16 protein-coding genes and 1 pseudogene are annotated in these 12,579 nt (G+C 30.8%); all 17 read right to left on the bottom strand.

The genetic code is table 11. The features are described from left to right. Positions 1–111: 111 nt before the first annotated feature. The 17 genes and pseudogenes from N4A48_RS13275 to N4A48_RS13200 all read right to left on the bottom strand — a co-directional run bounded on the left by N4A48_RS13275 (position 112) and on the right by N4A48_RS13200 (position 12,234). Positions 112–276, bottom strand: a complete 165-nt coding sequence (locus N4A48_RS13275) for a hypothetical protein (RefSeq protein WP_293666726.1) — start codon at positions 274–276, stop codon at positions 112–114. Between the two features lie 84 nt (positions 277–360). After that, positions 361–513 (bottom strand): annotated as a pseudogene (locus N4A48_RS15090) (DUF7716 domain-containing protein); the annotation flags it as partial. 15 nt (positions 514–528) lie between these two features. After that, entirely contained in the window at positions 529–1,035 is a 507-nt protein-coding gene (locus tag N4A48_RS13270) for a DUF1877 family protein (protein ID WP_293666724.1), read from the bottom strand. 298 nt (positions 1,036–1,333) lie between these two features. Next, positions 1,334–2,413 (bottom strand): hypothetical protein, encoded by a 1,080-nt coding sequence (locus N4A48_RS13265; protein ID WP_293666722.1) that lies wholly within the window; start codon positions 2,411–2,413, stop codon positions 1,334–1,336. A gap of 164 nt (positions 2,414–2,577) precedes the next feature. Beyond that, entirely contained in the window at positions 2,578–2,922 is a 345-nt protein-coding gene (locus tag N4A48_RS13260; RefSeq protein WP_293666721.1) for a DUF7716 domain-containing protein, read from the bottom strand. Positions 2,923–3,042: 120 nt separating this feature from the next. Next, complete coding sequence (locus tag N4A48_RS13255; RefSeq protein WP_293666719.1) at positions 3,043–3,708, bottom strand: DUF6273 domain-containing protein; 666 nt, start codon at positions 3,706–3,708, stop codon at positions 3,043–3,045. 143 nt (positions 3,709–3,851) lie between these two features. After that, positions 3,852–4,472 carry a DUF1266 domain-containing protein gene (locus N4A48_RS13250; protein WP_293666717.1) on the bottom strand — a complete coding sequence of 207 codons (621 nt, stop codon included), beginning with the start codon at positions 4,470–4,472 and terminating at the stop codon, positions 3,852–3,854. A gap of 25 nt (positions 4,473–4,497) precedes the next feature. Further along, positions 4,498–5,589 (bottom strand): tetratricopeptide repeat protein, encoded by a 1,092-nt coding sequence (locus tag N4A48_RS13245; protein ID WP_293666715.1) that lies wholly within the window; start codon positions 5,587–5,589, stop codon positions 4,498–4,500. Positions 5,590–5,731: 142 nt separating this feature from the next. Next, entirely contained in the window at positions 5,732–6,289 is a 558-nt protein-coding gene (locus N4A48_RS13240; protein WP_293666713.1) for a hypothetical protein, read from the bottom strand. Positions 6,290–6,394: 105 nt separating this feature from the next. Next, on the bottom strand, positions 6,395–6,913 hold the full coding sequence (locus tag N4A48_RS13235; protein WP_293666711.1) for a CbrC family protein: 519 nt from the start codon (positions 6,911–6,913) through the stop codon (positions 6,395–6,397). A 28-nt stretch (positions 6,914–6,941) separates the two neighbouring features. Next, positions 6,942–7,292, bottom strand: a complete 351-nt coding sequence (locus N4A48_RS13230; RefSeq protein WP_293666710.1) for an Imm51 family immunity protein — start codon at positions 7,290–7,292, stop codon at positions 6,942–6,944. Positions 7,293–7,295: 3 nt separating this feature from the next. Further along, complete coding sequence (locus N4A48_RS13225) at positions 7,296–8,039, bottom strand: DUF4241 domain-containing protein (protein WP_293666708.1); 744 nt, start codon at positions 8,037–8,039, stop codon at positions 7,296–7,298. 51 nt (positions 8,040–8,090) lie between these two features. Continuing rightward, positions 8,091–8,423, bottom strand: a complete 333-nt coding sequence (locus tag N4A48_RS13220) for a hypothetical protein (protein WP_293666706.1) — start codon at positions 8,421–8,423, stop codon at positions 8,091–8,093. 25 nt (positions 8,424–8,448) lie between these two features. After that, complete coding sequence (locus N4A48_RS13215) at positions 8,449–9,189, bottom strand: DUF4303 domain-containing protein (RefSeq protein ID WP_293666705.1); 741 nt, start codon at positions 9,187–9,189, stop codon at positions 8,449–8,451. 166 nt (positions 9,190–9,355) lie between these two features. Then, positions 9,356–11,026 (bottom strand): NADAR domain-containing protein, encoded by a 1,671-nt coding sequence (locus tag N4A48_RS13210; protein WP_293666703.1) that lies wholly within the window; start codon positions 11,024–11,026, stop codon positions 9,356–9,358. 80 nt (positions 11,027–11,106) lie between these two features. Further along, a complete protein-coding gene (locus N4A48_RS13205) occupies positions 11,107–11,694 on the bottom strand; it encodes a hypothetical protein (protein ID WP_293666701.1) in 588 nt (195 codons plus the stop codon). Positions 11,695–11,757: 63 nt separating this feature from the next. Next, positions 11,758–12,234 carry an NADAR family protein gene (locus N4A48_RS13200; RefSeq protein ID WP_293666699.1) on the bottom strand — a complete coding sequence of 159 codons (477 nt, stop codon included), beginning with the start codon at positions 12,232–12,234 and terminating at the stop codon, positions 11,758–11,760. Between the last annotated feature and the right edge of the window lie 345 nt (positions 12,235–12,579).

Here is a 12,579-nt window from a genome sequence, read left to right as displayed (position 1 = left end):
TGCAAGGCTTTAGGAGTTAAAAGCAATTAACACCGAGTACGCACCGCTTGCACGATACGCAGGGTATCCTGTTATAAATCTATACTTCTATACATATTTGTATAGTTTTGTTTAAATTTGTTGTAACAGTTTTGTTACCCAATAGGGATAACCACCAATTTTACTATCCCATAATAAGGTATTTACCTTTTCACCTTTAATCTTAACAACTGGCTTCATTGAACTATTAATAATATCTTGATATTTCATCAATTTCTCTGGTAAATTATACTTCATAATCTTTTCTCCTCGTATCATTTTATTTTGGTTTAGTATGTTTTTTAAGTATTCTTCTCTTTCATGTTCATTTAAGCTTGCGAATTACTCATTAAAGGTATAGAAACAATCATGTGAACTATAGTTATTCAAATTTCTGATATAATCTTGAACACTTGGATTTTTTAACTGGAATTTTGTGTTATCTATAATGTAATTAAGCACCTGCCCTGAAAAGTACCATTCCAAATCATTCTTTGTTACAAATTCATTTTACGTAATCATCACAAACACAGCTTTATTTTCCTTTGCCATTTTATAATAAAACTCATATAGATTTTCATAACAACATTTCAAATCATCTTTAATCTCATCTTCTTCATCATCAAAATCCCAAATATCTGGGTAGATATCATTATCAGAAAACTTCTGCATATCAAAGTCATTCTCAAGTGCCAGATGAATATCAATGTTCTTTAATTTCTTCGCAATCTGCCTTACAGAATTTTTATCATTTACTGCAATAGACACAAAATCCTCACCCTCGGTGATGGTATCTTTGCCTATAATTGCCATACTTACGATGTTTTTTTCCTGTATCTCTATAGCCGAAGTGCCAACTAATAGAAAATGTAGTGCGTCCCACATTTTATCAATATTTACACCAACAGAATAATCACCTTCCTCTGAAGCGTAAACGATTTCAGCTAAATCAGCATCGCTTTTTAACTTTATAATATCCTCATTTGCAATCCCAATATAGTTTGCACAAATTCCCATTTTGTTTTATCTTCCTTTCTTTAATTAATAAATATTTTATTACTATTTTGCTGTGACAAATAATTTCTTGCTGTCATAATCATAATCAACTCTTATTGGAGTTCCTTTAGATTCAGCAACCCACCCACAACTATGACTTGCTCAATTACATGACGAATTATAACTGGCGTTATTAAGTTTAATTTAAGTTGTGATATATAAAGAAACTCAACCAAATAACTACCCATATCTAATATCACGATTAGTTAGCTCTATGCTATCAAGTAGAAATTATCCATAACCATTTCTAGTTTATTTATTATGTTTGTTGATGGAAAGAACCAATTATCTTACAATCTGTACAGATATTCATATATATTGTTCCTTCAATGTCTTCTAATATTGTATCCCAATGTATTTGAGAAAGATATTTCATTTTTTCGCCACAGACAGGACAATCAAGATATTTAAAATCTTGTGCAAAATCAGCAAAGCCACCTATAGTATTAATTCCACCATATACACCATAATATGAATGAACCTCTTCCCCAAGAGAATATTTATTGCTAACTATTCCTTCAAGTTCATCTAATTCTATATAACAATTTTCACCATTTTTATAATCTCCAATTAGATGACTCTCTCCATTAAGGACATACTTAGAATACATATCTTCAAAACCAACACAATTAACACAAACAGTAGCACTTACGGTTCCATCAATACCAAGATATTTAAGTCTATCATCGCTACCATCAATTGTTATAATATCTACTAAGGGTAACCCACATATAGGGCACAGATCCTTTCTAATTTGTCCAATTTTTACTGGTGCTTTTTTACTATCACCCTTGATTAAAGTATAACACTTATCAAAAACCAGTTTTATTACATTACCATCTTCATCAAATGTAAATCCTCCACCTTCTGCATAACTCTGTGTACCAACATATAGTAATTTTCTCCAAGGCATAGGTTCTTTGTGCCACTTATAAAACTGCTTTTTAACAACATCATCTCCTATAACCGAAAGACATAATAAAACGTTATCAACTATCGTTTTGTCATATTTTTGATTAGATAATAGTTCTATAAGTCCATCCCTAACATTCTCGTCAGCGTCTACATAAAGTTCCTCTGGCCAATAGTTTTTAGTATCAAATGCTACTTTTGCAATCCTTTTGGTATTAATCCTTCGTATTGTAAATAAAGACATAAATGCATCATAGTCTAAACTGTCATTTTCTATATCTTTTATTATTTCATTAACTTTTTTATCAACTTCATCATTTGACAGATTTTTTATTATATTACGCTCTTCTTCTACTCTACAATCATTGCATAACCTTTCAAAAGATTTGTTTTTTCTACATTTTTCACACGATATTTGTTCATTCATTCTTATTTCCATCTCCTATTTTTATCCTTTTTAATATTTTCAGTTTCTTTAAGAAATTTTATAATAAGATCCCTTCGAAACATCTCCCAGCCTTTATTTTACTTCTTTCTCTTAATATTAATATACAATAGCAAACTTCTACTGTATCTATTAGTCTTTCTAAATCACTCATTAAAGGTATAGAAACAATCATGTGAACTATAGTTATTCAAATTTCTGATATAATCTTGAACACTTGGATTTTTCAACTGGAATTTTGTGTTATCTATAATGTAATTAAGCACCTGCCCTGAAAAGTACCATTCCAAATCCTTCTTAATTACAAATTTAGGATATATCTCTTCATCTGTTTCATCATCAATATCAACTACTTCATCTAAATAAACAATAGTCTGTAAATCAAAAAAATCTGTGTTCTTTTCAACATATAAATCATATTCTTCTAATATCTTAAACTCAATAACAACAAGTTGCTCAATCTTTAAAGGCTTCCTAATAAATTTACTCATAATATGCAAACATTCCTTTTAAAATTACTTGATATTATTCTCTATCTGCAAGTACATATCTTCATGAAAAAAAATTGCGTTCACATCATATTTATTATATTCCATTATCATTACCTTCTTTCACTCTTTACTAATATAGGGATTTTCTTTTGTTCCTTGTCCAGATAAGCTTTGGAGTGATGATACATAAATGTATAAAGCAGGAACTACACCTAAGCTATCTGTACTGACCCCTGCATCAGTGATAAAACCATAACCACCCATATCACGTACAGTAGCACCGCAAGACGTTGATGGTGTTCGAAACCAATACCAATCTGTCTCCCCATCTATTCTCTCATTATAAAATTGATTCTTATTAAGTGCTTCTTGGGTCATAGTCTTCTTATAATCATACTCTCTATCGTGAACATAATCTGTTAATTCTTGTATAGATAATAAAAATACTTTATCCTTTAAGTTCTCATAAAAAGCTATATCATAATTAGTCATTGCTTCCTTTGGATCACCATACTCATATTTATGTAGTTCTCTTCCACCATCTGCATTTTCTTTATCCATCTCTGCTAATAAAACCTTATGATTCACTTGTTTAATACTTCTTTTCTCTTTACTAGTAAAACCGAATAAAAATCCTGCTCCATCAAATGCTTTATAACTTATAATGTATTCTGACCACAATAGTAAATCACCGTCATCATCTTTATTGATGATTCTCCATATTATAGGTTCTTCATTATAAGTTCCAAAAAGTATGTAGTCCCCAATATTAATAGCTTTTTCCATTAATCAACTTTTCTCCTCATATAATTTTATATTGCATATAACTTCTTTGACTTAATCTGGCTTAGGTCTTTTAATATCATCTACTTCTCTTGTTTCAATGCCAAATTTGCATTCATAGCACCAAATAGGCTTTGAAAATGTTACTACGCTCCAAACAAACTTTTCTCATTAATAAATAAACGCATATACTTATAACTAATTTCACCTTCTGCATATGCTTCCGATGTATTGCCACTCCAGAATTGACGACCAGCATTATAGCTCAACATATATTGTTCCCATGAAGTAAAATGTTCACAGTATTTATCATAAGTGCTTAAAATATATTCCCATGCTTCTTTTTCTTTTAAAAATCCTGCTATAAAGCCTATTGATGCTAAGAACTGTCCTCTACAAATATCAAAAGCCCTACCACCACATTTTCTCAGATCATATTTATAAGTATTAATAACAATCAACTGATTTTTAACCATTTCATCATTAATACTGTTAATATAGTCAGGAATCTCTTCTTCATCCATTCCTAGTAACATTTCTTGATACTCCATATACTCTAAAGAATGACCATTAGCATTTGACATTATATCAATTTGTTCAATTAACTCTACACGTTTTCTTATCCCCCAATGATCACTTAACATAAATCTGGCCTCTTCTTGGTCTACATGATATATTCTGATACTCAGCTTTTCTTCTCTTCCTGTTATCCACATAGGTGCAAATAAAGCTAGGGCACTTTCTTTTCTATCTTTCATCGTTAACATCTCTTCACTCCTCTATATACATTTTCTACTGCTTAAACCTATTAAAAATTCTTCCAAATAGCCCTACCTTCTCTTCTCTCTGTTCTCTTCTTTTTTCTTCTCGCTCTTTTCGTCCTTCTGAAATATAATCTAATAAATCCTCTACTTCATCGGCATCATAATCTTCACGCGCAGCGCGGTGGGCATATTCCTCAGCAGTATGATATTCACCTAATTTATAGTAACAGTATCCTGCATAGAGTAAGGCTTCTGCAAAGTTACCACCTTGATAATCATACTTATTTAAGTAGAAAATAGTCTCCAAGCATTCATGGTATCTGCGTGTAAAATATAAGCTCTTTATTTTGCCTAAAAGATAATTATTTCTTAAACCTTCTGTCTTTTCTATAGCCAAATCATAATAAGGCAAGCTTTCCTCATATTGGTCATTCAACTTCAGAATACTTCCCACTAGATAATAGTTGTGTCCGTAGTCCTTATTTAAGGCTATACTCTTTTCAAAAATAGCAATAACATCAGAACCATGTTCTATTAACTCATCCACCGAATAGGCATCATAATAAGCTCGTCCCAACATATGATAGGGCATATAGGCATTTAGACCTTCTTTTTCATAAGCCTTAATTGCTTTTTCTATATACTGTTTCCTTAACTGAAAATGTTCTGGGAAAACTTTTCCTGTTAGCTTTGCTAAATCTAGGCTTTCCTCCGCACTTAAAGTACTGCTTATCTCTTTAAGTACTTTAAAGGCATTTTCATACTGCTCTTTTACTTTGTAGCATCTTGCAAGGAGTTTCTTTTCTTCTGATGTTAATATAGACTTTTTTAATAAGTCTATTTGTATCAAATCATAGGCCTTTTGATAACAACTAAGTACATTAAAATCGTGAGGCTGTATTTTTAGAACCTCATTAAATCTCCTAATCGCTTCTTCATACTTACCCCTATAAAAATCACATAAGGCAAGCCCTTTTACACACTGGACATTGCTATTATAAATCCTAGTACCTTTTAAAAACATATCATAGGCACGCTCAAACTCGCCACTATCTATGGCTAAATATCCTTCATTTAGCATTTTTGTCAATTCACTCATTTTAACTGCTCCAATCTTCACATCTATACTTGATGCTTCTTTTTATCTTATTAAAAATCATAATGTGTTAATTCCTGTAGGAAGTTTTTCTATTTGATTTTGTCTATCCCATCTTCCTTTAATAGATAGCCTTCAATTCTATCTACTTCATTACAAATGGATTTTAAAATAGTGTCCCCGAACTAATATTCTTACTACCATCATCTTCTTTATATTCACTATAAAACTTAGGCTCACGATTTGCACTTGTATAGAATCTTGTTAATAGTTCTATAGCACCATTACCATATAATTTTATTCCTAGTTTTTCGGCTACATACCTTTGCTTTTTTATTAAGTCAATATTATCCTCTTTCATAGCTGTCATTAATTTTTCAAAGGCTCCCTTTGCAAAGCTAGAAAGTACAGCATTGTTTATATACATCTCTTTTCTAACATAGTCCTGCCAATAGGGACAGTTTATTATAAACTCGAAAAACTCATCTATACTATCAGATATTCGACCTGTTTGCCCTTCGCTTCCCCAATATCCAATAGAACCATCATCAAGTAGAATATACTCACTTCCATCTCCACATATACCAAATGTTTTACCTGCTATATTATATGTCAGATGTCCATCTGCATCATCTGGCTCTTTGAAATCATCTAAAATTTCAAAATCAAATATAGTCAAGAGACACTCTGATAATTTCTTGTTTTCTTTTATAATATTTAACATGTATTAAAAACCTCTCTTTGATATACAAATCTATGCTTTATTTAGTTAAGATAATTTCACAATTATGTTATTTCTAAAAAAAGCCATCTTATATATGAATTAATCTCAATCAAAATACAATCTTCTTTTTCCACATTTTAGACATCTAAATAAGTACCCTTGTAAGCTACCATTATTTCTCATATAATTTTTTATATCCTCGGTAGTATATCCAAAATTCTCAATATCCTCTTTTAATTCATTAATAAAATCTTTGATATCTTCATAACCAACGTATCCAATAAAAGCACAATAGTCATCACAATGGCTAAGCCAGTATTCTTGTTGCCAACCACAATATCCTGGTGTTCTATATATTAATTCATCTAATAATTTTACATCACTTACCTCATCACAACTTAAATCATCTTGAAAAACACCATCATATTCTTCTGCTGCTTTCCCATTTTTTATACACCACGGACATATATCTTCCACATCAGAAGTACTATAAAATGGACCTACATATACATAGTCAACTTCTTTACCACATACTTCACATTTGGCTTTTGATTCCTTAATAGTACCTGTTTTAATTGGATTTGGATGATACTTAAATTTTGGTAATTCTCTCTTTTTATTCATCGTAATTAATACCATTCCTTTCATATATTTAGTCTAGTTCCGCACGGCTAAATAAATCCAAAATTAACGTTTTATTTTCACACGCATTCTTGAAACAAAGGATGAAATCACGCAAAGCCATCTTATCCTCTGAATAAGCTACAAACATACTGCCTTCTGGATCCATTTTGATAGTATTTTTTAAATCTGGTCGACACTCATCTAAAAAAACTTGTGCCAAACTTTCCCAGTCATATCCACCGCCCTCAAAACCTTCATTAGCACGTGTATCAAAAACATCTTGAAGATATTCACCTACATTTAAACAAACAGAAGCTGTGCTACTATGCTCTACCCAAAAAAAAGGTTTAATAATATTATCTATTTCTTTAGTATCCATTCATTATTCCTCCTCATAAGCTAGTCTAATATCTATAAATTCCACAATCATCTGACAAATTGACCCAGCTTTATCATATCCCCAGTAGACTGGATATGTTCCATCACCAAAACCTGACCTAAAAATAGGCATATGATAATCTGTCTCTGGTATTTTCCAATTAATCCAGTCTCCACCACTGCATTGGTATTTAGGACTTATTTTATAACTCTTTTCAAACAAATCAGCAAAATAATCAAGGTATAGATTTCCGCATTCCTCTTCGTGTTCTTTATGCCATTTTTCAAAAAAGTCACAATAAGCCTTATGTACAGTTTTGTCACAAATACAAGCAAGTCCTGCATCTACATTAAAGCCATAGTAATCATCTTCTTCTAAGTTATCTAAATCTTCATAGCCAATAAGTGCTTCTTCAAATCGTACTGCTTTCTCTTCTGTAAAACGCATTCTAGCAGTTGCATATCTTCCACATTCGTCTTTAGTTGGTTTCACTACACACAGCTCAACTAAAAATTTTCCTTTAGGTACTGTTTGAAAATACGTCTTTTCGTGTGGACTTGCTAGGAAGCACAGCGGATCACGCACTAGGAGTTCACCTGATGGGACAGAACCGTATCCTATATTGAGTATATCTATTTCTCTACCAGCAATATTAGACGATGTATAATATTCATTAAAATCCACTGGAGAACTTAATTTCTCCCTTTTCAGTTCCCAGTTAGATAGCCATTCTTTTGTTACGCTCATTAAAATCCTCCTTCATCTAGGTTCATTACTTTCCATACTATGGAGTCATCATCATAGAATATCTCCATTATCTATCATATGGAATGCTATCTGCACTTGTGGATATAATATAATCGTTTCATCATTATCCGTTATATCCACACTAGTGAAATATTTTTTGTTGCTTTGTTCTACTTTAGTTGACCTTGTATATTCTATAACTCTTTTATCATTTGTAACAAGAACTCCATATTCATTTTCTTCCTCATCTTCAATAAATGATACTAATACTATTTTGTTAATACAAAAGCCACTATTAATCAATATATTTTTTATGTCATTATATTCTTCATCGTTCAATAAAAGGCTTGTTAATTCAACTATTTGTTGCTCAAATAAATTCATTTTAGTAACTCCTAGTATAATAAATTTAAAACTCTTCCATACACTCACAATATCGCTCACTGATTTTATCGTTATTTAAGATTCTAAAATTCTCTACAGTCATCTCACTTTCAGTTGATGAAACCATAAATATAAAGTTTTCCTTATCTTGATTAATTGAGTCTTTCGCTTTATTCATTGATTTTATGCATGTTCCTATAAACTTGTCACAAAATTCGTCATAATTTTTCTCAAAAACCAATTCATTACTATATAATTCAGATCTAAAACTTAATATTAATCTATACGCCACTTGAAACAAATTAAAATCCAAATCCCAAAACTTCCATGAATCAAACAAAAACAGTTCTTCACCATCCACATTATCAATTGAGTCAAATGCTGTAAAAATGGGGAATATAGTCATTGCACCGTCATCAGTCCCAATGGCTATCCCATTAATATCTGGATGTATATTTAGAGCCTCTTTAATACACATATTTAAAGCAATCTCTACCTCATATTCTAGTAACTTATAATCAAACTGCGATTCATCAAAATGCCATAATCTTATTAGTTCATATCCATCTTCCTCTACATCACTTTTTATCTTATCCAATTCATTACACAGATCGCTCCAGTTATTATAATTTATAATCTCTGTTCTCCCCCAAGTACTATATAGACCTGTTGTGTAATGAATCTGATTATTAATAACAATAATTTCTTTAAAGTAAAATTCACCTTCATTTTCCTTAGAATATATAAACCAATTATTCTTTTCCATAAAACGCCTCCTAATTTTATCGTAATTATCTACAGATTTTAACTTGCCATGCTTTACAAGTATCTTCCAAGCAAGTTACAGAAAAAGCAAACCTTCCAATTATTAATACAGGTTCAAATAAAACCTTCATACATAACCTCCTAAGCAGATTACCAATAATTACCAGCTACCCTTCAATCTGCACACTGGTAAATCCATTCTTTAAATCACCCTCAATGACAATAACATGTCCCAAAAACATATCACCATCGTTGTACCAAAGTGTATATCTACTTTCATCATGTAATTCTAAAATTAATAAACTCATTCGTTCTTTAAATTCAACCTCAGTTAATTTTACTTCATCGTCTTCCTTATCAAGCCAAACATCATTTTTCAAGGTTAATAGCTCATCACAAGCATATGCTTTAGCCCTTATATCCCATTCAGAATGATTAGCAAAAGATTTCTTGTATTGCTTTATTAACTGCTTAAACTCTGATTCATCTCCGGTATACATATATAATTTAGCTTCATTACCACACCAATCTATAGTAGCAGCATAAATACTTTGTCTATTGTATAGTGTAAATTCACCCAACTCATCGTCATAATAAATAACCTTTTCTTCCTCAAAATCCCCAATCCAGCTTAAAAACAAATGACAATCTTCCTCTATATCCTTCCGTAGATTTAGCGATAAAGCTTTGTTGAAAGCTTCCTTTGCCTTGGTATATTCCTTAGAATAATAAAAGGCATAGCCTAATCTATATTGCCACATAGGCGTACCTTCTTGATTAGTACGTAACTTCTCTAAAGTTTCAAAAGCTTTTTTATACTGTCCAGTGTTATTGTATGCTACAGGCAATTTCTCCATTAATATTTCAGGACATTTTTCCTCTGGCCAATCATTAAGAATAGCATCTATAATTTTATTATGATTATCTTCATCATGCCACTTGTCTATTTTTTCCATATAATACGCCTCTAAATCATTCACTTGATAATACGTGGTCGTTTTACCTGCCATATGGATTTCCTCTTCCTCTTCATAATTCTTATAGACTCTTCTTATCTCATCTCTCACTTCCATTAATGCATAGCCTAATAAATTTTTTCCTTTCCATAGGAATGGATTATTTATATCAGGTTGTTCCTCTTTTGTTATACCTACTCCCCATGTCGTATCATCAGGACTTGCATATACTAAAACTTTATCCTCTGTGTTTAGAAGTGCTTGTCTTAGATGACTATCTTGAGCAAATTTATAATAATTGCCTTGTAATAAGATTCTATATTGTTGTTTTAACCATCTATCCTCATCATAGTTTTCTATTTTTTTATCTAAGGCATACACATCCATCATATCTGTACTGCCTATAATTTCTTCCCTTGTATCATAATCATCAAATAAAACTGCCTTTTCAGCTACCATGTACTGGTCTAGACAAAAATAATTATCGCCACCAACCTGAAATGTATCTGTCCAATCTTTTCTAAAACAGCCTCTTGAAATATAAGTATCTTTAATACACGGCTCTTTGTAGAATGTTATAATTTGTAGCTTTTCATCTTCTTCCATATACTTATTTTTCATATAAGCATTATTATATTTTAACTCTTTACATTGATCCCATGCTAGAACAGTATCATCACATAGATTCTCTGGAATTTCATCTTTATACCAACCTGTCCACTCTATTGGTTCAGGATATTTCTTTATGTATGCTTCTCTTTGCTCTTCACTTAATTCATCGAACCATGAAGAAAATTTCATAGCATAATCTTCACCGTAACCCATTCTCCAACCTATACTATATCTTGATATATAACTATATTTAATCCATAATGGTAACATAAAGTTTCTTCCTTTCTATCACTTTGCCGTTTCACTTCCTATATTTTTAATGTTTCTAAAACCTTTCACTATCCAGTTATTTATAGATTACCATAAATATTTATACCAGAAGCTTTTTCTAATTTTATTTTTAGCCAAGTACACATCTCTTCTACAAAAATCCTATATGCATCTTCATGATTAATTAAGTCTTCCTCAATTAAATCAATAATCTTTCTCCACAACTTTCTGGGAATGTAATTATCTGAAGTATGATCTATTCCTGTAAGAGTTTGTTTTTCAACTTCACAATAATACGGAAATGTCAAATTAATATGTTTCAAGAAAAAATGTTCAAAATCCGTAGCTCCTATTTCTATAAATTGAGGATATTCACCTTCCAAATTCTCATCTTTACTTATATATGGAATAAAATCATATACTATTTTCTCTTGGATTTCTGATATACAAGCCCTCTTATAATACTGTAAATTAGCATATTTTCTAACATGACCATTATTATCTTTTAAAAACTCTTCAATCTTTTCAAAGCATCTATTCTGCACCAATAATTCAATAGCTAATAGTCTTATTTTAGGATTATTTTCATCTTTTAATAATTTAAAAACATCTTCCCAATTATCTGAATCAGATTTATTTAAAAGTAATTCTGCTTCTTTTAATAACATTTTATCCTCCCTAATTTGTTAAAGGCTTCTTTTGCTCTTGGTATACTCTTTTAAATGCTACATCTAATTCCCCATTAATGCATAACCTAATAAATTGTGTCCTTTCCATTTAAAAGGATTATTTATATCCGGTAATTCTTCTATCGACATGCCTATTCCCCATGTTCTATCATCAGGATTTGCATATAAAATAGCTTTATCTCCTGTGCTTAGAAGAGCTTGTCTTAAATGACTATCTTGAGCAAATTTATAATAATTACCTTGTAATAATATTCTATATTGATGTTTTAACCATCTATCCTCATCATAATTTTCTATTTTCTTATCTAAGGCATACACATCCATCATATCTGTACTGTCTATGATTTCTTCCCTTGTATCATAATCATTAAATAAAACTGCTTTTTCGGCTATCATATACTGGTCTATACAAAAATAATTATCCCCATCAACCTGAAATGTGTCTATACACTCTTTTCTAAAGCACCCTTTTGAAATATACTCATCTTTAATACATGGCTCTTGCCAGAATGTTATCAATTGAAGCTTTTAATCTAATTCTTTTCAATTATTACATCATAGCAAAAAGTATTTACCCCCCTAGGTAACAATTTAATATTTATTCTTGATGATGCTTATTAACATAATGATATCTGTACAAGAAAAAGCAAACAGGATTGGCTATAGCATTATTAAAGTTGAAATTTTCGTCAGGCAGTTGATTTAAACTCTCAAGATAGGGGATTGCTGGTGGTTTCTTTCATACATTTATAATAATCAACTATAAGATACGTTCAATGAATCATCATAAATGCTGAAAATTAACAATCAAGAAATGTATATAAATTTTATAGATGATTTGGTGAAATCTGCAAATGACATGAT

The sequence above is a fragment of the Tepidibacter sp. genome (assembly GCF_025210165.1).
GTDB lineage: Bacteria > Bacillota > Clostridia > Peptostreptococcales > Peptostreptococcaceae > Tepidibacter_A.
This window is presented reverse-complemented; position numbering and strand designations above follow the sequence as displayed.